The organism is Microbacterium sp. 70-16, assembly GCF_001898315.1.
In the GTDB taxonomy this organism is placed as follows: domain Bacteria; phylum Actinomycetota; class Actinomycetes; order Actinomycetales; family Microbacteriaceae; genus Microbacterium.
Window position 1 is genome coordinate 201,240 of sequence record NZ_MKTQ01000026.1, and the last position, 21,681, is coordinate 222,920.

General features: G+C 69.1%; 21 protein-coding genes. 11 read left to right on the forward strand and 10 right to left on the reverse strand.

Annotated features, from left to right (window positions below; translation table 11 throughout):
- Nucleotides 1-34 precede the first annotated feature (34 nt).
- The 3 genes from BGO46_RS11730 to BGO46_RS11740 are packed head-to-tail and all read left to right on the forward strand — an operon-like array spanning nucleotide 35 to nucleotide 2,033.
- Nucleotides 35-421 (forward strand): GntR family transcriptional regulator, encoded by a 387-nt coding sequence (locus tag BGO46_RS11730; protein WP_292673687.1) that lies wholly within the window; start codon nucleotides 35-37, stop codon nucleotides 419-421.
- Nucleotides 418-1,350, forward strand: coding sequence for an ABC transporter ATP-binding protein (locus BGO46_RS11735; protein ID WP_292673685.1), 933 nt, complete (start codon nucleotides 418-420; stop codon nucleotides 1,348-1,350). Before BGO46_RS11730 ends, BGO46_RS11735 begins: the two co-directional genes overlap by 4 nt.
- Nucleotides 1,347-2,033, forward strand: coding sequence for a hypothetical protein (locus BGO46_RS11740; protein WP_292673682.1), 687 nt, complete (start codon nucleotides 1,347-1,349; stop codon nucleotides 2,031-2,033). The genes BGO46_RS11735 and BGO46_RS11740 overlap by 4 nt, the downstream gene beginning before the upstream one ends.
- A 27-nt stretch (nucleotides 2,034-2,060) precedes the next feature.
- Here the strand turns inward: BGO46_RS11740 and BGO46_RS11745 are convergent, their stop codons facing one another.
- Nucleotides 2,061-2,366 carry a chorismate mutase gene (locus BGO46_RS11745; protein WP_292673681.1) on the reverse strand — a complete coding sequence of 102 codons (306 nt, stop codon included), beginning with the start codon at nucleotides 2,364-2,366 and terminating at the stop codon, nucleotides 2,061-2,063.
- Nucleotides 2,367-2,468: 102 nt separating this feature from the next.
- Here BGO46_RS11745 and BGO46_RS11750 point away from each other — a divergent pair, with 102 nt between their 5' ends.
- The gene (locus BGO46_RS11750; protein WP_292673678.1) at nucleotides 2,469-3,671 is read left to right on the forward strand and encodes an AI-2E family transporter; all 1,203 of its coding nucleotides are present in this window, start codon (nucleotides 2,469-2,471) and stop codon (nucleotides 3,669-3,671) included.
- A 130-nt stretch (nucleotides 3,672-3,801) separates the two neighbouring features.
- Here BGO46_RS11750 and BGO46_RS11755 read toward each other — a convergent pair whose 3' ends face one another.
- Both BGO46_RS11755 and BGO46_RS11760 read right to left on the reverse strand, forming a co-directional pair.
- Nucleotides 3,802-5,010, reverse strand: coding sequence for a beta-propeller fold lactonase family protein (locus BGO46_RS11755; RefSeq protein ID WP_292673675.1), 1,209 nt, complete (start codon nucleotides 5,008-5,010; stop codon nucleotides 3,802-3,804).
- 1 nt (nucleotide 5,011) lies between these two features.
- Nucleotides 5,012-6,298, reverse strand: a complete 1,287-nt coding sequence (locus BGO46_RS11760) for an adenylosuccinate synthase (protein WP_292673672.1) — start codon at nucleotides 6,296-6,298, stop codon at nucleotides 5,012-5,014.
- A gap of 72 nt (nucleotides 6,299-6,370) precedes the next feature.
- On the opposite strand from BGO46_RS11760, the gene BGO46_RS11765 reads away from it, so the two are divergent.
- The 6 genes from BGO46_RS11765 to BGO46_RS11790 all read left to right on the forward strand — a co-directional run bounded on the left by BGO46_RS11765 (nucleotide 6,371) and on the right by BGO46_RS11790 (nucleotide 12,697).
- On the forward strand, nucleotides 6,371-7,099 hold the full coding sequence (locus tag BGO46_RS11765) for a Pr6Pr family membrane protein (protein ID WP_292673669.1): 729 nt from the start codon (nucleotides 6,371-6,373) through the stop codon (nucleotides 7,097-7,099).
- Nucleotides 7,096-7,551 carry a DIP1984 family protein gene (locus tag BGO46_RS11770; protein WP_292673666.1) on the forward strand — a complete coding sequence of 152 codons (456 nt, stop codon included), beginning with the start codon at nucleotides 7,096-7,098 and terminating at the stop codon, nucleotides 7,549-7,551. Before BGO46_RS11765 ends, BGO46_RS11770 begins: the two co-directional genes overlap by 4 nt.
- A gap of 279 nt (nucleotides 7,552-7,830) precedes the next feature.
- On the forward strand, nucleotides 7,831-9,273 hold the full coding sequence (argG, locus tag BGO46_RS11775; protein ID WP_292673663.1) for an argininosuccinate synthase: 1,443 nt from the start codon (nucleotides 7,831-7,833) through the stop codon (nucleotides 9,271-9,273).
- 37 nt (nucleotides 9,274-9,310) lie between these two features.
- On the forward strand, nucleotides 9,311-9,544 hold the full coding sequence (locus tag BGO46_RS11780) for an AbrB/MazE/SpoVT family DNA-binding domain-containing protein (protein ID WP_292673659.1): 234 nt from the start codon (nucleotides 9,311-9,313) through the stop codon (nucleotides 9,542-9,544).
- Nucleotides 9,528-9,944, forward strand: coding sequence for a PIN domain-containing protein (locus BGO46_RS11785; protein ID WP_292673656.1), 417 nt, complete (start codon nucleotides 9,528-9,530; stop codon nucleotides 9,942-9,944). Before BGO46_RS11780 ends, BGO46_RS11785 begins: the two co-directional genes overlap by 17 nt.
- Before the next feature lie 80 nt (nucleotides 9,945-10,024).
- On the forward strand, nucleotides 10,025-12,697 hold the full coding sequence (locus BGO46_RS11790; RefSeq protein WP_292673653.1) for a penicillin acylase family protein: 2,673 nt from the start codon (nucleotides 10,025-10,027) through the stop codon (nucleotides 12,695-12,697).
- A gap of 357 nt (nucleotides 12,698-13,054) precedes the next feature.
- Here BGO46_RS11790 and mnhG read toward each other — a convergent pair whose 3' ends face one another.
- From mnhG to BGO46_RS11825, 7 genes are read right to left on the reverse strand one after another with little or no spacing between them, the layout of a single operon-like run.
- Complete coding sequence (gene mnhG / locus BGO46_RS11795) at nucleotides 13,055-13,402, reverse strand: monovalent cation/H(+) antiporter subunit G (RefSeq protein WP_292673650.1); 348 nt, start codon at nucleotides 13,400-13,402, stop codon at nucleotides 13,055-13,057.
- Nucleotides 13,399-13,668 (reverse strand): monovalent cation/H+ antiporter complex subunit F, encoded by a 270-nt coding sequence (locus BGO46_RS11800; RefSeq protein ID WP_292673648.1) that lies wholly within the window; start codon nucleotides 13,666-13,668, stop codon nucleotides 13,399-13,401. The genes mnhG and BGO46_RS11800 overlap by 4 nt, the downstream gene beginning before the upstream one ends.
- Nucleotides 13,665-14,222: a Na+/H+ antiporter subunit E gene (locus BGO46_RS11805; protein ID WP_292673645.1), complete on the reverse strand. Its 558-nt coding sequence runs from the start codon at nucleotides 14,220-14,222 to the stop codon at nucleotides 13,665-13,667. Before BGO46_RS11805 ends, BGO46_RS11800 begins: the two co-directional genes overlap by 4 nt.
- On the reverse strand, nucleotides 14,219-15,784 hold the full coding sequence (locus BGO46_RS11810) for a Na+/H+ antiporter subunit D (protein WP_292673643.1): 1,566 nt from the start codon (nucleotides 15,782-15,784) through the stop codon (nucleotides 14,219-14,221). Before BGO46_RS11810 ends, BGO46_RS11805 begins: the two co-directional genes overlap by 4 nt.
- On the reverse strand, nucleotides 15,781-16,329 hold the full coding sequence (locus BGO46_RS11815; protein ID WP_292673641.1) for a Na(+)/H(+) antiporter subunit C: 549 nt from the start codon (nucleotides 16,327-16,329) through the stop codon (nucleotides 15,781-15,783). Before BGO46_RS11815 ends, BGO46_RS11810 begins: the two co-directional genes overlap by 4 nt.
- Nucleotides 16,326-19,271: a Na+/H+ antiporter subunit A gene (locus BGO46_RS11820; protein WP_292673639.1), complete on the reverse strand. Its 2,946-nt coding sequence runs from the start codon at nucleotides 19,269-19,271 to the stop codon at nucleotides 16,326-16,328. Before BGO46_RS11820 ends, BGO46_RS11815 begins: the two co-directional genes overlap by 4 nt.
- Before the next feature lie 42 nt (nucleotides 19,272-19,313).
- Nucleotides 19,314-20,366 (reverse strand): LacI family DNA-binding transcriptional regulator, encoded by a 1,053-nt coding sequence (locus BGO46_RS11825; protein WP_292673637.1) that lies wholly within the window; start codon nucleotides 20,364-20,366, stop codon nucleotides 19,314-19,316.
- Between the two features lie 55 nt (nucleotides 20,367-20,421).
- Between BGO46_RS11825 and BGO46_RS11830 the strand changes: the two genes are divergently transcribed.
- Nucleotides 20,422-21,660, forward strand: coding sequence for an MFS transporter (locus tag BGO46_RS11830; protein WP_292673635.1), 1,239 nt, complete (start codon nucleotides 20,422-20,424; stop codon nucleotides 21,658-21,660).
- Nucleotides 21,661-21,681: the final 21 nt, after the last annotated feature.

Genomic DNA, 21,681 nt, shown 5'->3' on the forward strand with positions numbered 1-21,681 from the left:
AGTCATGTAACTAACCCATGGACCAGGAGACGGTGTGATCGAAGAAGGCAGAGCACTCTTTCTGCAGATCGCAGAGAGCGTGGAGGACTCGATCGTCGACGGATCGCTCGCGGAAGACACCCGCGCCCCGTCGACCAATGAGCTCGCCGCCTTCTACCGCATCAACCCCGCCACCGCCGCGAAGGGAGTGAACATGCTCGTCGACAAGGGCGTTCTCGTCAAGCGCCGGGGCATCGGGATGTTCGTCGCGCCCGGCGCGCGCGAGCAGCTGCGCACCGAGCGCCGCACGGCGTTCGCCGACCGCTTCATTCAGCCCCTGCTGGCAGAGGCGCGCACCCTCGGGCTGAGCCCCGACGACCTCGCCCGGCTTGTGCGTGAGCGCGCCGCGGCATCCGACACTCTGGAAGGGAACGCACGATGACCGCCGTGATCGAAGTGAGTCACCTCACCAAGCGCTACAAGGAAACCCTGGCGCTCGACGACGTCGACCTGACGCTCGAGCAGAACACGATCTACGGATTGCTGGGGCGCAACGGCGCCGGCAAGACGACGCTCATGTCCATCCTGACGGCGCAGAACTTCGCGACCTCGGGCACGGCGCACGTGTTCGGCGAGGAGCCGTACGAGAACGCGCGCGTGCTGCAGCGCATCTGCTTCGTGCGTGAGAGCCAGCGCTACCCCGAAGACGCACTGCCGCGCCACGCCTTCCACATGGCGAGTCTGTTCTTCCCGAACTGGAGTCAGGAACTCGCCGACGAGTTGATCGTGCAGTTCCAGCTGCCGCTGAAGACGCGCATCAAGAAGCTCTCGCGGGGGCAGTTGTCGGCCGTCGGCGTCATCATCGGACTCGCCTCGCGCGCCGAGATCACCTTCTTCGACGAGCCGTACCTCGGCCTGGATGCCGTCGCGCGCCAGATCTTCTACGACCGGCTCATCCAGGACTACACCGAGCATCCCCGCACCGTGATCCTCTCCAGTCACCTCATCGACGAGGTCGCGAACCTCATCGAACGCGTCATCGTGATCGATCAGGGCCGCATCCTCTTGGACGAGGAGACGGATGCCGTGCGCGGCCGCGCGTCGACCGTCGTCGGCGACGCCACGGCGGTCGAGGCGTTCGTCGCGGGACGCGAGGTCATCCACCGTGAATCCCTCGGCCGCGTCGCCAGCGTCACGGTGCTCGGCGAACTGGATGCCGCCGACCACGCGCGACTCGCCGCCGCGGGCCTCGAACTGGCTCCGGTCTCGCTGCAGCAACTGGTCGTCCGCCTCACGCAGCACTCTGCCGCGGCCCCCGCCGCAGGCTCGCAAGCCACACCGGCCCCCACCTCGGAAGGAGCAGGGCGATGAACCGCACCCTCTCGGTCATGCGCATGCAGTTCGTCAACAAGTACACGTTCGTCTGGCTGCCGCTGATCATCCTCGGCGCCTCGCTCGCGCTGTCGGTTCTGATCTTCGCAATGATCCCGTACGACGGGGGAAAGTACGGCGGCGGGAGTCAGGCGCCGATCTGGTACTTCTTCGCGCTGGGCATCACGTCGCTCAGCTACACGTTCCCGTTCTCGCAGGCACTCAGCCTCACGCGCCGCGAGTTCTTCTTCGGAACGATGCTCGCGGCGGGCGTCACGGCGCTGATCCTCGCGGTCGCCTTCGTCCTCGGCGGGGCGATCGAGGTCGCCACCGGCGGCTGGGGTGTCAACGGGTACTTCTTCTACCTCGACTGGGTGTGGCAGTCGGGCTGGCTCGTCGCTGGCCTGTTCTTCGGCATCCTGTCGCTGATGCTGTTCGTCATCGGCTTCTGGGGCGCAACGCTGTACCGCCGCTTCGGCGCGCTCGGGCTCACCCTCACCCTCGTGGCGTTCGGCGTGGTGCTGGTGATCGCGATGTTCCTGGTGCAGCAGTTGGATGCCTGGGGAACGGTCTTCGAGTGGTTCGCCGCGCTCGGAGCAGGCGGGCTCGCGCTCGGCATGGCTGGGGCCACGGTTGTCTTCGGCGTGGTCGCGTGGGCGACACTGCGCCGCGCGACCCCCTGACCGTCAGCGGCTTCGGCCGAGCGCGGCTCAGCGGCCGTCGGCCGCCTCGGTGTGGTGGCGGATGACCTCCGCCACCACGAAGTTGAACCACTTCTCGGCGAACTCGGGGTCAAGGTCGGCGTCGTCGGCGAGCTGACGCAGGCGCGCGATCTGGCGTTCCTCACGGGCAGGGTCGGATGCCGGCATCCGATACTCCGCCTTCAGCAGCCCCACCTGCTGGGTCGCCTTGAAGCGCTCCGCGAGCAGGTGGATGAGGGCGGCGTCGATGTTGTCGATGCTGCCGCGCAGGCGCAGCAACTGGGCCTGCGGGTCGGGTTCGTGCGTTCCTTCCACGTCGCCGAGACTACCGCCTCCGCCGCTGGGTCCAGGTCGGGGTCGACGCCTGGGTTCACGCTGGGTCCCCGCCGGGCGCCGGCGCGCCAATAGAGTGTGGGCATGGCATCCGGAAACGAAGAGCCCCGCCGTCGCTTCGGTAAACGTCGCGCAGGCGCCGCCGTCACGGCTTCCGAGCCGGCCGCGGCGGCCCCGACCGTCACGCCGGGCGGCGCGGTCGCCCCGGCCGGCGCCGTCACCCCGGCCGATCGCCGGGTGCTGGCGAACGTCAACCGTCCGTTCGTCGCCGGATTCTTCCTGACGTTCGGTGGACTTGCCGCGTTCGCCCTCGGCCTCGCGATCACGAACCTCGTCACGATCTGGATCTACATCGCCTTCGCCCTGTTCGCGGCGCTCGGCCTCGACCCGCTCGTACGGCGGCTCGAGAACCGCGGCACGAAGCGCGCGTGGGCGATCGTCATCGTCTACTTCGTGTTCGCGATCGTGCTCATCGGCATCCTCTGGCTCATCGTTCCGACGGTCGTGACCCAGATCGCGCAGTTCATCACCGATCTGCCGAGCATGGTGACCTCGTTCCAAGGCACCGAGCTCTACGCGTGGTTGCACGAACAGTTCGGCTCGCAGGTTCCGCAGCTGCTGTCTGATCTGCAGGCGTTCCTGACCGACCCGTCGAACCTCGCCGCGATCGGCGGCGGTGTGCTGCAGTTCGGCATCTCGATCGGCACGACGATCTCGGGGATCATCATCATCATCGTGCTGAGCCTGTACTTCCTGGCGACGCTGCCCGAGATGAAGAAGGCGTTCTACCGGATGGTGCCGGCGCGCACCCGCCCGCTGACTGCTGAGCTCACCGAGGAAATCACCGAGTCGGTCGGCGGCTACCTCGGCGGCATGGTCGTGCTCGCATTCTTCAACGCGGTGATCACGTTCATCCTCTACACCGTGCTGCAGCTGCCATTCCCGGCGCTGCTGGCGGTCGTGGCGTTTTGTATCACGATCATCCCGCTCGTCGGTACCGTCCTGTTCTGGGGCATCGGATCGGTCGTCGCGCTGATCTCCAACCCGCTCGCCGCACTCATCTTCGCCGCGGCCTACCTCGTCTACATGCAGATTGAGGCATATATCCTCACGCCGCGCGTCATGAACAAGGCGATCTCGGTGCCGGGGTCGCTCGTCGTGATCGGCGCACTCGTCGGTGGCACGCTCATGGGCCTGCTCGGCGCGCTCGTCGCGATCCCTGTGACGGCGTCCATCCTGCTCATCATCAAGAAGGTCTTCATTCCGAAGCAGGATGCCGCGGTCTGAGCCGCGGGGCATCCACCGCCTGGCTTGTCAGCACCCGAGGTCGCGCCTCGGGAGGAGATTTCACTTCGGGAGGAGTTTTCGGGCCCAGGCATCCTCCCGAACGGAAATCTCCTCCCGAACTGCGCGCGCCTCAGCGCACAGGCAGCAGGCACGTGGGCGACGGCGCCTCCGCGCGGTGGCGCACGCGGCCCGGCACGCCGGTGCGCACGTCGAGCGTGAGCGAGGCGACCTCGTTCGAGAGCTGCCCCGCGACGAGCAGGACGTCGCGCACCACGACGTGGTGGCGCGGCCAGTCCACGCCCGCGTCGACGAGTGCGACGGGTGAGACGAGCTCGCCCGCGCCGCGCACGCGCAGCGTCGCGATCGTGTTGCTGCCGCGCACGCCGGCGTAGAGGAACTCGCCGTCGCGCGAGGTCGCGAGTTCGGCCGCGGCGTCGCCCGGGAGCGTCGGGCCGAGCGGCGTGCCGCCGACGAGCTTCCAGGTGCCGTCGGATGCCGGCGCAAGCACGAACAGCTCGCACGAGAGCTCGGTCACGACGTACAGGTGACCACTCGGATGCCACACCATCTGCCGCGGGCCGCTGCCGACCGGCAGGGCGACCTGCCCCACCGCGCGCAGCCCCGTCGCGCCATCGCGCCAGAATCGCACCAGGTCGTAGCCGAGGTCGGTCGTCGCGATGAGCCCGCCCGGCAGGAACACCGCTGCGTGTGCACGCGACGGACGAAGATCGGATGCCGCGTCAGCCCCGCCGGCATTGCCATCCGCCGGCGACGACTCCGCGCGGTCGTGCTCCGGCACGAGGTGGGCGTACTCCTCGCCTGCGGCTTCGCGCAGTGCGCGCGCCGCGGCGGCGAGATCGATGTCGCCGGCGCGGTCGGCCACAGGCGCACCCTCATCGCCGTGCGGATCCACCGCCGCGGGCGCGATCACCGGCGCCGAAGGACGACCCGAGGCATCCAGCGTCATCCGGACCACGCGCCCGTCGCCCCAGCAGCTGGCCACCAGGAACCGCCCGTCGGGCGACACCGCGACGTGGCACACCGCTTCGCCCGCGTCGATCGGATCGCCGAACGGGGCGAACGCCGCCTCGCCCGTGCGCCGGAACGCCTGCACCTGACCCCGGTGCTCGAGCGCGGCATAGACGACACCGCTCGGGGCCACCGTCAGCGAACCCGGATGCGGCGCGAGCCACGACGGCGAATCGGCCGTGGCGACCTCGCCCGTGAACGCGAGGGCACCGCCGGCGGACGCATCGTCGGCGAGGCCGGCCACGAGCATCCCGATGCCGGACGCGTTCCCGCCCGTGTCGGCGGTGTACCCGCCGAGGAGCGCTCGCATCTCAGTCCACGAGGTCGTGGCGCACGATGACGGCGTCGCGGGCGGGGCCCACGCCGATCACCGAGATGCGGGTGCCGCTCATCGCCTCGAGTGCGAGCACGTAGTCCTGCGCCTCGAGCGGCAGGTCCTCGAAGGTGCGCGCACCCGAGATGTCCTCGTTCCAGCCGGGGAAGTACTCAAGGATCGGCTTCGCGTGGTGGAAGTCACTCTGGTTGACCGGCACCTCGTCGAACCGCTCACCGTCGACGTCGTACGCGACACACACGGGGATCTGATCGAGACCGGTGAGGATGTCGAGCTTGGTCAGCACGAGGTCGGTGATGCCGTTGACGCGCGTCGCGTAGCGCGTGACGGGGGCGTCGTACCACCCGACGCGGCGCGGGCGCCCCGTCGTCGTGCCGAACTCGAAGCCGCGCTTGCGCAGCCACTCGCCCTGCTCGTCGAACAGCTCGGTCGGGAACGGGCCCGACCCGACCCGCGTCGTGTACGCCTTGACGATGCCGACGATGCGGTCGAGGCGGTTGGGGCCGACGCCCGACCCCGTCGACGCGCCACCGGCCGTCGCCGACGACGACGTCACGAACGGGTAGGTGCCGTGGTCGACGTCGAGCATGGTCGCCTGGCCGCCCTCGAAGACGACGATGTCACCGGCATCCAGCGCATCGTTCAGCAACAGGCCGGTGTCACACACCATGGGGCGCAGCCGCTCGACGTACGACAGCAGGTCGTCGACGATCTCGTCGACCGTGATCGCGCGGCGATTGAAGACCTTCACAAGCAGGTGGTTCTTCTGATCGAGGGCGCCCTCGACCTTCTGGCGCAGGATGTTCTCGTCGAAGAGGTCTTGCACGCGGATGCCGACGCGGTTGATCTTGTCAGCGTAGGTCGGGCCGATGCCGCGGCCGGTCGTGCCGATCATGCGCTTGCCGAGGAAGCGCTCGGTGACCTTGTCGAGCGTGCGGTGGTACTGCGTGATGACGTGCGCGTTGGCGCTGATGCGCAGGCGCGACGTGTCCAGGCCCCGGGCCTGCAACGCCTCGAGCTCATAGAAGAGCACCTCGAGGTCGATCACGACGCCGTTGCCGATGACGGCGTTGACACCGGGCGAGAGGATGCCCGAGGGAAGGAGGTGCAGGGCGTACTTCTCGTCGCCGATCACGACCGTGTGACCGGCGTTGTTGCCCCCGTTGAACTTGACGACCCAGTCGGTGCGCTCTCCGAGGAGGTCAGTGGCCTTGCCCTTGCCCTCGTCTCCCCACTGGACGCCGACGATCACGATGCCTGGCATGGCCTACTCCCCCGTTGTTCGGACGGTTACACCCCATCCTATCGGCCCCGCTCCGCTCGCTATCGTGAAGCCATGCTGCGCACTCCCACTGGGGCACACCTCTGGGCCGCCCTGCGGCTCGCCATGGCCGCTCTGCTGCTCGCGACGATCCTCACGCAACTGGTGACCTCGATCGACAACGCGGTCGCGAACGATTGGCACCTGCCGACGGTGATCGCGAACTTCTTCAGCTACTTCACGATCCTCTCCAACGCCCTGTCGGTCATCGTGCTCACCTGGGCAGCGGTCTGGTTCTGGACGCGCGGGCGCGGTCTGACGACAGCGGGCGCGCCGCGCCGCGAACCCCTGCCGCTCGCGCTGGCCCTGGCATCCGTCACGACCTACATGATCGTCACAGGCATCGTCTACAACGTGCTGCTGCGCGGGTTTCCCCTGCCGGGTGCGCAGTGGACGAACGAGATCCTGCACGTGATAGGCCCCCTCTTCCTGCTGCTGGACCTGCTGGTCGCGCCGCACGTGCGGTCGGTGCGGTGGCGTGCGATCTGGGTCGTGCTCGCGTTTCCGATCGTGTGGGTCGTCTACACGATGGTGCGCGGGCCGTTCACAACGTCGCAGGTGACGGGCACCACGCCGTGGTATCCGTATCCGTTCCTCGACCCGAACTCGGCCATGACGGGCGGGATCGGCGGCGTCATCGCCTACATCGTCGCGATCGCCGTCGGCATCGCGCTCGTCGCCGCAGGCGTCATCTGGGTCCGCCGCCGCCGCGGCGCACGCCACGCGGCTAGCCTGGAGCGATGAAGCTCGCCGAAGCACTCGCAGAGCGCGCCGCGCTGTCCACTCGCCTCGCCCAGCTCGCCCAGCGCGCCGCGCAGCACGCGCGCGTGCAAGAGGGCGAGCCGCCCGTCGAAGACCCGAACGCCCTGCTCGCCGAGCACGACCGCGTCGCGGCGGCGCTGACCGACCTGATCGCGCGCATCAACCGCACGAACCTGCAGGCGACGCTCGCCGACGGCACGACGCTGACCGACGCCCTCGCCCAGCGCGACGTGCTGCGATTGCGCGTGCAGGCGTACACACAGGCAGCGGATGCCGGTGCCGCGCGCGCCGACCGGTACAGCCAGTCCGAGATCCGCTACGTCTCGGCGATCGATGTCGCGGCCGTGCGCGCACAGGCCGACGCGCTCTCGCAGCAGTGGCGCGAGCTCGACGTGCGCATCCAGGAGGCGAACTGGCAGAGCGATCTGATCTGACTGGCTGAACGGGCGACGCCGGCGTGAAGTCGGTAGTCCGCGAGTGCGAGCGCACACCCCACGCCACCGGGGGCAATCGGTGGCCCCTGCAGGGCCGACGAGCCGGTCCGCCGGATCATCCGGACACGGAGCACGCTCGGCACGGTGCACACACGCACGAGGCATCCTGCACACCGCATCACCACGCGCTGGCTCGCAGACGAGGGTGGGACAGGGGACCCGCCGGCGTCGCCGACCAGAGACCGTCGGCGTCAGCGCGTCGTCAGTAGGATTGATGCCATGTCGAAGGTCCTCCAGTCCCTGCCCGTCGGCGAGCGCGTCGGCATCGCCTTCTCCGGAGGGCTTGACACGTCGGTCGCCGTCGCGTGGATGCGCGACAAGGGCGCCGTGCCGTACACCTACACGGGCGACCTGGGTCAGTACGACGAGGACGACATCGCTTCGATTCCCGGCCGGGCGCTGCAGTACGGCGCCGAGGCATCCCGCCTCATCGACTGCAAGCCGCTGCTGGTCGAAGAAGGCCTGGTCGCACTGTCGTGCGGCGCGTTCCACATCCGCTCGGGCGGGCGCACCTACTTCAACACGACGCCGATCGGCCGCGCCGTCACGGGCACGCTGCTCGTGCGCGCCATGAAGGAGGACGGCGTCGACATCTGGGGCGACGGCTCGACCTACAAGGGCAACGACATCGAGCGGTTCTACCGCTACGGGTTGCTGGCCAACCCCGCGCTGCGCATCTACAAGCCGTGGCTCGACGCCGACTTCGTCACCGAGCTCGGCGGCCGCAAGGAGATGAGCGAGTGGCTCGTCGCACACGACTTCCCGTACCGTGACTCGGTCGAGAAGGCGTATTCGACGGATGCCAACATCTGGGGCGCCACGCACGAGGCCAAGACCCTCGAGCACCTCGACGTCTCGCTCGAGATCGTCGACCCCATCATGGGCGTGCGCTTCTGGGACCCGGCCGTCGAGATCGCGACCGAGGACGTGACGATCAGCTTCGAGGCGGGCCGCCCGGTCGCCATCAACGGCGTCGAGTTCGCCGACGCCGTCGCGCTCGTGCAGGAGGCCAACGCGATCGGCGGCCGCCACGGCCTGGGCATGAGCGACCAGATCGAGAACCGCATCATCGAGGCGAAGTCGCGCGGCATCTACGAGGCGCCCGGCATGGCGCTGCTGTTCATCGCGTACGAGCGCCTCGTCAACGGCATCCTCAACGAAGACACCCTCGCGACCTATCACGAGCAGGGCCGGCGCCTCGGCCGCCTCATGTATGAAGGCCGCTGGCTCGAGCCGCAGTCGTTCATGCTACGCGAGTCGATCCAGCGCTGGGTGGGCTCGGCGATCACCGGCACGGTCACGCTGCGACTGCGCCGCGGTGAGGACTACACGATCCTCGACACGACCTCGCCGAACCTGTCCTACGCGCCCGAGAAGCTCTCGATGGAGCGGGTCGGGGATGCCGCGTTCGGCCCCGTCGACCGCATCGGGCAGCTCACGATGCGCAACCTCGACATCGCCGACTCGCGCGCGCGCCTCGAGCAGTACGCGGGCCTCGGCCTCATCGGCGGCGCGACCGCCGAGCTGGTCGGCGAGCTCGCCGCGGGCGAAGCGGCCGAGATCACGGAGCACGCGGCGCCCTTCGACGCAGCGCGCGAAGAGCTCGCGGAGGCTGTCGACGAGGCATCCGAATCGGCATCGTTCGACTTCGGCGCCGACTGACCGGAGCCTCATGCCATCCGAATGGTATCGTGATGGCATGAAGGCGAGCATGGACAAGGCCGGACGTGTCGTCATTCCGGCGAGCGTGCGGGAGCGGCTCGGCCTTGTCCCGGGCCCGGTCGATCTGTTCATCGATGGCACCGGCGTCCGCATCGAGGTGGAAGCCCCCGACAACGTCGTCGAACGCGAGGGCCGCGCCGTGATCGCAGCGTCGGGGCACGCGCTCACCTCCGACGACGTGCGAGAGCTCCGTCTTGCCGACCAGCGCTGACTGGCTGCTCGACACCAGCGCGGCGATCGCGCTGGTGGTGGAAGACCACGCCCAGCACGTCGCCGTCACGCAGTTCTGCCGTAGCGCAGTGCTCGGCCTCTCGGGACACGCGATGCTCGAGGTGTACTCGGTACTGACGCGGCTGCCCGGCGCTGCGCGCGTCACCCCGACCAGCGCTGCACGCATCATCGCACAGGAGTTCCCCGCATCCGTGCCGCTGGGCCCAAAGGACGCGTTGTCTGCCGTCTCGGTGCTCGCCCACGCGGGCGTCGCCGGCGGCGCGGTCTACGACGGCCTCGTCGGGCTTGCTGCCCGCAGCGCGGGCGTGACGCTGGTGACGTGCGACCGGCGCGCTACACCGACGTACGCCGCGCTCGGCGTCGACATTCACCTGCTGTGACAGACCGTCCGGGCTAGGATGCGAATGCGGCCCGTCCGACTGGGGGCACGGGTCTCTCCTTCTCGGAAGGCTTGACGACGATGTCAGATCTCCCCTCGCTCACGGGCGCCAACCGCACTGTGGCTCAGGCCGGCGACGCGTCGACGGCTCCGTCACGCCGATCGATCGGCCGCCGCATCGGCGTCATCGTGTTCTCGGTTGTCGCCGGGATCACCGTGATCGCGCTGATCGCCGCGGGCGTCGTCGTCTGGACGATCCAGCGGTCGTTCCCGCAGTTGAGTGGCACGCTCGCCGTCGCCGGGCTCGAGGGCGACGTGACGGTCGCCCGCGATGAGCTCGGCATCCCGACGATCGTCGCCGACTCGACGCACGACCTGTTCTTCGCGCAGGGCTATGTGCACGCGCAGGACCGGTTCTGGGAGATGGACTTCCGCCGCCACGTCACGAGCGGGCGGCTCGCGGAGATGTTCGGCGAGTCGCAACTGGCCACCGACGAGTTCCTTCGCACCCTCGGCTGGCACCGCGTCGCCGAAGAAGAGGTCGCGCAGTTCGACGACGCGTCGCGCGCGTACTACGAGGCCTACGCCGACGGCGTGAACGCCTACCTCGCCGATCACGACGGGGCCGACGCGTCGTTCGAGTACGCGATCATGGGACTGCAGAACCCCGACTACACGATCGAGCAGTGGACGCCCGCCGACTCGGTCGCGTGGCTCAAGGCGATGGCGTGGGACCTCCGCGGCAACATCGAGGAAGAGACCGCGCGTGCTCTGCTCGCGCCGTCGTACACGGCCGAGCAGATCGCCGAGCTGTACCCCGCGTACCCCGCCGATCACCCCGTCATCGTGCCGACGATCACGACGGGGTTGTCGGCTGTGGCGGGCGCGGAGGCGGACACGGCGTCGGCGGACACGGCGTCGGCGTCTGCGGATGCCGCGGTCAGCGCCGCGACGCAGACGGCGTCGATCTCGTGGACCGAAGTCAGTTCGGTCGTCGAAGCGGCATCCGCACTGCTGGGCGATGTCGGCGAGAGCATCGGCTCGAACTCGTGGGTCGTCTCGGGTGCGCTCACCGAGAGTGGGCTGCCGTTGCTGAGCAACGATCCGCACCTGGGGGCTTCACTGCCGAGCGTGTGGCACCAGGTCGGACTCCGCTGCCGCGTCGTGACCACCGCGTGCGCGTTCGACGTCGCAGGCTTCGGCTTCTCGGGTGTGCCGGGCGTCGTCATCGGCCACAACGCCGACATCGCGTGGGGGTTCACGAACCTCACCGTCGACGTCACCGATCTGTACCTCGAGAAGGTCGAGGGCGACCAGTACTGGCGCGACGGTGAGCTCGTGCCGCTGCAGACCCGCACCGAGACGTTCCACGTCGCGGGCGGCGACGACGTCACGCTCGAGGTGCGCTCGACCGTGCACGGTCCGATCGTGTCGGGGCTGACGAGCGACTTCGACAGCATCGCGGACGATCCGTACACGGGGTCGACGGATGCCGTGGCTCCGCCCGGCGACGCCCCCGCGGGCGACTACGCGGTGTCGCTGCGCTGGACGGCGTTGGATGCCGGCACCACGGCATCCGCCATCTTCGCGCTCAACACGGCCACTGATTTCGACGAGTTCCGCGCCGCCGCGACGCTGTTCGACGTGCCCGCGCAGAACCTCATCTACGCCGACACCGACGGCAACATCGGCTACCAGACGCCCGGCAAGCTGCCCGTGCGCGGCGCGGGCGACGGCACGATGCCGCAGCCGGGGTGGGATTCGGCCTACGACTGGACCGGGTTCATCCCGTTCGACGAGTTGCCGGTGGTCTACAACCCCGACTCGGGGTTCATCGTCACCGCGAACAACCAGGTCGCCGCGGACGATTACCCGTACTTCCTCGGCTCGGACTGGGACTACGGCTGGCGCGCCGCCCGCATCACGTACCTGCTCGAGCGCGCCATCGCGAACGGCAAGCTGACGGCCGACGACATGAGCGCGATCCAGTCCGATCAGGAGTTCTGGATGGGCAAGCGACTCGCGGCCGTCTACGCAGACATGGCCCTGCCGGATGCCTCGGCCCAGCGCGGCCTCGACCTGCTCGCGAACTGGGACGCGCAGAACACGGCCGACTCGGCCGCCGCGGCCTACGCGAACGTGCTGTGGGACGAGCTCGCGCAAGACCTGTTCACACGCCGCGACGACCCGATTCCGCTGACCAGCCAGAGCAGGTTCTTCGTCGTCGTCGACGCGCTGCTGGACGAACCGGCATCCGACTGGTGGACGAATGACCAACTGGGTGTCACGGGCCGTGACGAGATGCTGACGCGGGCCGCGACCGACGCGTACACGCGCCTCGTGTCGCTGCAGGGCGACGATCCGAACGCGTGGAACTGGGGCGGGTTGCACGCGATCACGCTGTACCACGGCAGCTACGGCTCGAGCGGGATCGCGCCGCTCGAGTGGCTGTTCAACCGGGGGCCGTTCCCGGTCGGTGGCGGCGGTTCGGTCGTCGATGCGACGGGGTGGGATCTCGGCAGCGGCGACTTCGAGACGTGGACGGTGCCCTCGATGCGCATGACGGTCGACCTGTCAGACCTCGACGCGTCGCGCTGGAACCAGCTCACCGGCACGAGTGGGCACGCCTTCCACCCGAACTACATCGACCAGGTCGACGCGTGGCAGCACCTCGAGCAGACCCCCTGGTTGTTCACCCTCGACAGGGTGCAGGATGCCGCGATCGACACCCTGGTGCTGACGCCTGGCGCGTGAGCGCTACCCACCCCGGTCGCCCCGCGAGCGGCGAAGTTGGCTCAAACCTGCCCCTCACCGGGTGGATACCCGCGCGTCGCGCCAACTTCATGGTCTGGGGCGCGGCCCCGCCCCGCGCAGTTGGCGCAAACCTGCCCCTCACAGCCTGGATACCCGCGCGTCGCGCCAACTTGAGGCCCCCGCGCGCGTGAGCCCGCCCCACCCCGGTCGTTGAGCGAGCGGCGAAGCCGCGAGACGAAACGGCCCGACCCCCGCGCGGCGAAGTTGGCGCAAACCTGCCCCTCACCGGGTGGATAACCGCGTGTCGCGCCAACTTGCGCGCCGGCGCGCGACCCCGCGCACCCGCCCGAGCCCGCCTCACCCGCCCGCGGCGGGTGGGGTGGCCTTGTCTTCGGCGAGCTCGTCGACGTACAGCGACGGCTCGTCGATCGTGCCGTTGCGGTAGGCCTGCCTGCCCACCATGTGGGCCGACAGCGGCGCCGTTGCGAGCTGGATCAGCATCACCGGCACGAGGAACGCGGCCACCTGCCACGATCCGAGGGCCAGCGCGATCGCGATGCAGATGATCAGCAGCCCCAGCACCTGCGGCTTCGTGGCGGCGTGCAGACGCGTGGGGACGTCGCGGAACCGCAACAGACCGATGGATGCCGTCAGGCACAGCAGCGCCCCGATGAGGATCAGCACCAGCACGATGATCTCGGTCATCGTCCCTCCCCGTCCCGCCGCGCGACGAAGCGCGCGACGGAGATCGATCCGAACACGCCGACGGCCGCGACGATCAGCAGCACCGGCAGCGAGCGGGTGTGATGGTTGATGGCCATCTCGGCGCCGAGGACGCACAGCACGAGCGTCAGCAGAACGTCGGATGCCACGGCGCGGTCGAGGATCGACGGCCCCGTGATGATGCGCCACACCGTGAGGAGTGCGGCGATGCCGAACACGACGAAGATGAGCACCAGAAGGATCGTCATGCGTGCGCCTCGGTTTCTCGCAGAGCTGCCACCTGCGCCGGCGACCCGACGGCCCGGATGATGCGCTCTTCCCAATGCTGCACCGACCGGCGCTGCGCCTCGACGTCGTCGTCCGACTTCACGCCGATGATGTGCAGGTACAGGATGCGCCGGTCGCGGTCGATGTCGACGATCAGTGAGCCGGGGATGAGGGATGCCGTGACGGCGACGTGCGTCATGATGAGGTCGTCGTCGCTGACCATCGATACTCCGATGATCGCCGCCCCCGGTTGGCCGGGCGTGAGCGTCTGCCACGCGACCGTGAGCGAGCCGCGCACGAGGGCGATGAGGAACTCCACGACGAAGACGAGACCCCACCAGAAGTTCACACGGCCCGACAGCTCGACCGGTGGCAGCCGGAAGACGCGCGTCACGACGATCGCGACGATGATGCCGGTGACGGCGGCGAGCACGGTGAACTGCGCCCACAGCAGCATCCACACGGCGACGAGCCACACGAAGAAGGGCAACTGCCGCCACACCGCGGCGAGGACGGCTTTGCGCGTCGGGCTCATTGGGCGGCCTCCTCTTCGAGGTGGACGAGCGTGACCGGCTCTTGCAGCGCGTCGCCGATGCTCGCGCACAGCTGGTACAGCGGCCCGGCGAACACCGTCAGCGCGACCGTCACGGCGACCATGCCGGCCGTCGTCGCGGTCATGATGCGCGGGATGACGCGGCGTCCGCCCTGCTCGTCGGCGGCGGGGGCAGCCCCCAGGTACTCGATCCGCTCGACGACCGACTGCTCTTCGGTGTGGTCGTCGTCTTCGCGCCAGAACGACAGGTTCCACGCACGCATGAGCGTGTACAGCGTCAGCAGCGACGTGAGGATGCCCCCGATCATGAGCACGTACATGAGCGGTGTGCCGACTTCGGCGGCGGCGTTGAACAGGGCGAACTTGCCGATGAACCCCGAGAACGGCGGCAGGCCACCGAGGTTGACCGCGGGGATGAAGTAGAGCACGGCGAGCACGGGCGCGGCGCGCATGAGTCCCTTGACTTTGAGGATCGAGGTCGATCCCGCACGGCGCTCGATGAGTCCGACGGCGAGGAACAGTGTGGTCTGCACGATGATGTGGTGGACCATGTAGTAGATCGTCGCGCCGAGCGCGAGCGGGGTGGCGATCGCGAGCCCGAACACGAGGTAGCCGACGTGGCTGACGAGCGTGAACGAGAGGATGCGCTTGAGCTCAGCCTGCGCGAGAGCTCCGAGAATGCCGACGATCATCGTGGCGAGCGCGACGATCAGCAGCAGCGTGTTGACGTCGTTCTCACGGAAGATCTGCGTCTCGGTGCGGATCATCGCGTAGACGCCGACCTTGGTCAGCAATCCCGCGAAGACGGCCGTGACCGGTGCCGGCGCCGTCGGGTACGAGTCGGGCAGCCAGAACGACAGCGGGAAGACGGCCGCCTTGATGCTGAACGCCAGCAGCAGCATGAGATGCAGCACGAGTTGCGTCGACTGCGGCAGCTCGGTCATGCGCTCGGAGATCTGGGCGATGTTGACGGTGCCGAGGGCGCCGTAGATCGCGGCGATCGCGGCGAGGAAGAGGATCGACGAGACGAGCGAGACAACGATGTAGACGACGCCCGTGCGGATGCGCGACTCGGTCGAGCCGAGCGTGATCAGCACGTACGAGGCGACCAGCAGGATCTCGAACCCGACGTACAGGTTGAACAGGTCGCCCGCGATGAACGCGTTGAAGATGCCCGCCGCGAGGATCAAGTAGGTCGGGTGGAAGATCGTGACGGGGGTGTCGTCGTCGCCGTCGGCGGCGCCCTGGCCGACCGAGAACAAGAGGACCGCGAGCAGCACGATGCTCGAGATCACGACCAGCAGCGCCGCGAGCCGGTCGACGTAGAGCACGATGCCGAACGGGATCGGCCACCCACCGACCGAGACGGCGAGCGCCTGGCCCGAGCTGTCGACCGTGTAGAGCAGCACCGCAGCGATCGCGAGCACGAGGGTGAGGGTCACCACCGAGACGCTGATCTGCACGCGACGACGGCGACCGAAGATGAGCGCAACGCCCGCGCCGAGCAGCGGCAGGGTCACGACGAGCGGGATGAGCGCGTTCATCGCTGCTCACCTCCGCCGGTGGCGCCTCCGTCGGTCGGGCGATCGGTCGGGGCATCGTCGCGGATGCCGGCGATGTCGCGGTGCTGCAACACCGTGATGGGTGCCGTGGCGGTGCCGACGAAGTCGGTCGTGACCTCGTCGTCTTGGTCCTCGATGGAGGTCTCGTCGTTCATGGCATCTTCGCCCGAAGGGACGCGCTCGCGCAGCGCGACATCCTCTTCATCGTCGTGGACGGTATCGGCCTGACCGAGTTGCCAGGAGCGATAGATGAGCGCGAGCAGGAAGGCCGACACCGCGAACGTGATGACGATGGCCGTCAGCGTCAGCGCCTGCGGAAGCGGGTCGCTCATCTCATCGGGCGAGCCCACCCCGAAGAACGGCGCCTCCCCCGGCTGGCCCATCACGACGAGCAGGAACAGGTTCGCGGCGTTGCCGAGCAGCAGGAATCCGATCAGCACGCGGGTGAGGCTGCGCTCGAGCATCGCGTAGACGCCGGCGGCGAACAGGATGCCCATGATGATGATCAGCACGAGGGAGACGCTCACGAGATGCCTCCCGCGGTGCGCGCCGATTGCGCCTCGCGCAGCGCCTGCAGCTGGCGATCGACCTCGCCGCCGAGCGAGCGCAGCACGTCGAGCACGAGGCCGATCACGACGAGGTACACGCCGATGTCGAACAGGGTCGAGGTGACGAACTCGACGTGGCCGAGGATCGGCAGATCGGCCTCCCAGAAGTGACTAGTCAGCGGCGCCTCACCGAACAGCAGCGGCACGAGGGCGCACGCGATCGCGAGCGTCATGCCGGCGCCGAGCAGCCGCCCGGCATCCGTCGGCGCCGCCGCACCCAACTCATACCGGCCGCCCGCGACGTAGCGCATGACCAGCGCCATGCCGGCGACCAGTCCCCCGGCGAAACCGCCGCCGGGCAGGTTGTGTCCCGAGAACAACAGGAAGATCGACACGACGATGATCGTGTGGAACAGTATCCGGACGATCACCTCGAGCATGATCGACCGGTTCTCCGGGCGCATGCGCTGCCCGCCGACAAGCCACGCCTGGCGGGTGCTGCCGGGGGCGGATGCCCGGGGGCGCGGCCCCTCTTCGGTCTCGACGAGCGGGCGACGCGTGCGCACGGCGGCCGTCGGCAGCGACGAGATCGCGCTGGAGAGCAGGTCGGAGCGGTGGGTCACGAACACGAGGGATGCCACGCCCGTGGCGGCGAGGATCAGCACCGACAGCTCACCCATCGTGTCCCAGCCGCGGAGGTCGACGAGGGCGACGTTGACGACGTTCTTGCCGTGGCCGAGCTCGTAGGCGAGGTCGGGGAAGGCATCGGAGATGGGGTCTTCGATGCGTGCTCCGGTCGCGACCATCGCGACGATCGCCATCGTGGCGCCGACGGCGACCGCGAGCACGGCGCGGGCGACGGGCCACACCGAGGCGTTGTGCTCGCCCAGGCGCGCCGGGATCCGGCGCAGCACGAGGGTGAAGGTCACGAGCGTCACGGTCTCGACGAGCACCTGGGTCAGCGCCAGGTCTGGGGCACCGCTCGTCGCGAACAGCACGACCATGCCGAGGCCCGTGACCGACACCAGCACGACGCCCGTGTACCGCTTGCGGGCACGCACTGCGACGATGCCGGCGAGGATCATGATCGGCGCGACCACGACCTGGATCGGCGTCTGCCAGGCATCCAGCTCGATCTTCCAATCGGGGCTGGCCAGCAGCGCCGTCGCCTGGCTCGCGACGAACACGACGAAGATCGTGCCGACGTAGACCGGCAGCGAGCCGCGCTGGGTGAGCGAGGTGGTCCATACCGCGAGGCGCGCGATGCCGCGCAGCGTCAGGTTGTAGACGTCGGCGGCAGTGAAGGTGAGCAGGCGTCGCGGTGTCTTGCCCGTGCGCACGGCGAAGCCGAAGAGCACGGCACCGACCGCGATGCAGCCGAGCGAGAGGAACAGGGCCGGCTCGAGTCCGTGCCAGAGGGCGAGGTGGTACGGGTCGCCCACCTCGGGCGCCGTGTCGGCGTAGCCGCGCAGCGCGGTGTCGAGCCAGGGTGCGGCGAATCCGGCGATGAGCGACAGCACCGCCAAGACGATGGGAGCAGCGAGGAAGCCCATCGGCGGGTCGGGCCACGCCGTCGCGGGCTTGCGCGCACCCGAGGCATCCTTCTTCGTCGCGAACGCACCCCAGAAGAAGCGCAGCCCGTACGCCGTCGTCAGCACCGACCCGAGCACGATCCCGATGAGGGCGACCAGCGCCCACGGCTCCTCGGCCGCCTCGAGCAGCGAGGTGAGCGCCGCTTCTTTCGCGACGAAGCCCACCATCGGGATGATCCCGATCATGGATGCCACGGCGAGCGCCGAGGCCACCGCGAGGGTCGGGGCCTGGCGCCCCACGCCACTGAGCTCGCCGATGTCACGCGTCGAGAGCTGACGGTCGATGACGCCGACGACGAGGAACAGCGCCGACTTGAACAGGGCGTGGCCGATCAGCAGGGCGAGGCCCGCGAGGGCAGTGTTGCGCTCTCCGTAGCCGATGACGGCCGTCAGCAGACCGAGCTGACTGACGGTGCCGAAGGCGAGGATGCGCTTGAGGTCGGACTCACGCAGCGCCTGCAGCCCGCCCAGCAGCATCGTGAAGATGCCGAGCGAGAGCACGATCGGCCGCCACGGCGCGGCGACCGCGAAGAACGGGGCGACGCGCGCGATGAGGTAGATGCCGGCCTTGACCATCGCAGCCGCGTGCAGGTACGCGCTCACCGGGGTCGGCGCGGCCATCGCACCGGGCAGCCAGAAGTGGAACGGGAAGATCGCCGACTTGCTCAGCGCGCCGACCAGCAGCAGCACGATCGCCGTGTCGATGAGCGGGCTGGCGGCGAGTCCCGATGCCGTGTCGGCGTATTCCGCAAGGATGCCCGAGATGCTGTTCGTACCCGCCTGCACGACGAGGATCACCGCGCCGACGAACATGACGAGCCCGCCGAGCGTCGTCACGAGCAGGGCCTGCAGGGCGGCACGGCGGCTCGCACCGCGCGCGTGGTAGTACCCGATGAGCAGGTAGGACAGGATGCTCGTGATCTCCCAGAACATCACGAGCAGGATGAGGTCGTCGGTCAGGACGAGTCCGTACATCGCCCCGGCGAACGCGAGCAGGGTCGCGCTGAACATGCCGACGCCGCTCGTCTTGCCGTCGAAGTACCAGCGGCAGTAGATCATGACGAGCGCCCCGACGCCCGTGACGATGAGGGTCATGACCCAGCTCAGGGTGTCGATGCGCATCGAGAGGCTGAGACCCAACTGCGGGATCCACGAGAACGTCTCGGTCACCGTCTCGCCGGCCAGCACCACTGGCGTGAGCAGGCCCGCGTGCACGAAACCCGCGAGCGGAACGAGGGCCGCGAGGAAGAATGCGCGCGGACCGATCCTGTTCGTCAGCCACGGCAGCGTCAGCGGGGTGAGCGCGAACGCAGCCAGGAGGACGAGCAAAAACGGGCCTCCTGACGGTCGCGCGGGGGGTCGGGTTCCAGTCTAACGGGGCGCGGGGGCCGGTCCGGACGTGTTCCCCAGGCGGAACTCGCACGTGAGCAGCACGGAGGCCGGCTCTTCGCCCTCGAGCATCGCCGCGACGGCGGCACCCGCGGCGCGGCCCTTCTCGGTCGCCGCCTGCACGAGCGTCGTCAGCCGGTATGGCGCGAGGCCGTCGACGGGTACGCCGTCGAATCCCGTGATGCTGACGTCTTCGGGAACGCGCAGCCCGGCCTCTTCGGCGGCGCGGATGACGCCCGTCGCCAACAGGTCACTCTGCGCGATGACGGCGGTGGGGCGGTGCCTGGGGTCGGCAAAGAGCGTGCGCGCGGCGGCGAGACCGTCGTCGATCGTGCTGCCCGAGGTCGCGAGAGCGATGGCATCCGGGTACACGTCGCGCGCACCCTCGAGGCGTTCGCGGGTCACATCGATCGTGATGTCGCGGCCGGGCTCGATGCGGCCCAGGGTGCCGCTCGGGTCGGTGCGCAGCGTCACGATCGCGACGTCGGTGTGACCGAGCTCACGCAGGTGCCCGGCGGCGAGGCGCTGGGCCTCGCGGTTGTCGAGGCGCACGCGGGGCACGCCCGCTCCGGCGTCGCCTTCGATGACGACGATCGGGATGCCCCGCGCGCGGACGTCGTCGAGCGAGTCGCGCAGCTCGGCGTCACAACCGATGAGGACAGCGGCGTCGACGGGGGCCGTCGTGAGGGTCGGTGCGTTCTCGATGTCGCTCGTGCTGCGCAGCAGCAGCAGTCCCGCGCCGAGAGGGGCGACGGCTTCGGCGAGGCCGTCCATGAGCAGGCGCTGCACAGGGTCGATGAAGATCGAGTTGAGGCTCGAACCGACGACGACGCCGACGATGCCACTGCGCCCGCGCCGCAGCGACGCGGCGAGCGGGTCGGGCCCGGCGTAGCCGAGGGCAGCGGCGGCGGCGAGCACGCGCTCGCGCGTCGCGTCGGAGACGGGGGTCTTTCCGCTGAAGACGACCGACGCGGTCGACGGCGAGACGTTCGCCTCGCGGGCGACGTCCGAGATGGTGGCACGTCGATTCGTCATCTCTGCATGGTAACCCTCCGTGGTCGCTGGGATCGAATCGATTCGGTAGACTCTCGTGGTGACCACGACCACCACCCTCTCGCGCACCAACCTCGTCAACTGGCGCACCGCCGTGTTCACGATGTTCCTGATGTGCGGGCTCACGTTCGCGTCATGGGCGTCGCGGCTTCCCGCGGTGAAGCTGAACCTCGGCATCGACGACTTCGAGGTCGGCGTGCTGCTGTTCGCGATGGGCGCCGGTTCGCTCGCCGGAGTCATGTCGGCGAACGTGATCGTGGCGCGCTGGGGTGCCAAGAAGGGGCTGTCCGTCACGGTCGTGGGCGTCGCGGTGGGCCTGCTGGCGGCGGCACTCGGCGTCGACGCGCTGTCGTCGTACGCGCTCGCCGTCATCGGACTCGCGGTCATGGGGCTGTGCTTCGGCGCGACCGACGTCATGATCAACGTCGAAGCGGCGGCGGTCGAGCAGGCGTCGGGGCGCACGCTCATGCCGCTGTTCCACGCGTTCTTCAGCCTGGGCACGGTCGCGGGCGCTGGCATCGGCGTGGTCATGGCGCAGTGGGGCGTCACGGTCTCGTGGCACCTGGGCGCGGTCGCGGCAGTGTGGTTCGTCATCACGGTCGTCGCGCTGCGCTTCATCCCGGCACACGCGGCGGGAACCGAAGAGGTTCCGGAGGCCACGACGGGCGACCGCCGGCAGCGGTTGGCGGACGCGCTGGCGGTCTGGCGCGACCCGCGCACGTACGCGATCGGGCTCATCATCCTGGGCATGGCGTTCGCCGAGGGCAGTGCGAACGACTGGTTGACGATCGCGGTCGTCGACGGCCACGGGCAGCGCGAGGAGGTCGGCGCGATCGCCCTCACGGTGTTCTCGATCGCGATGACGGTGTTCCGCGCGGTGGGCGGTCTGATCGCCGACCGGCTGGGACGCGTGTGGACGCTGCGCCTGCTGGCGGTGACGGCCGGCGTGGGCCTGGCGATGTTCATCCTCGCGCCGAATCTGCCGCTCGCCTTCGTCGGTGTCGCCCTGTGGGGCGCGGGCGCGTCGCTCGGTTTCCCGCTGGGCATGTCGGCGGCGGCCGACGACCCGACGAAGGCCGCGGCATCCGTCTCTGCGGCGGCGACCATCGGGTACATCGCGTTCCTGTGCGGACCGCCGGTGCTCGGCTGGATCAGCCACCAGATCGGCATCCTGCCGACGCTGTGGATCATCGTCGGACTGATCGTCATGAGCGGGTTCGCGTCGGGCGCGGCCAAGCCCGTCGCCGGGTCGAAGGTCGGCGCCGGACACCACTGACGGCGCTTCCCGGAGTGCGTA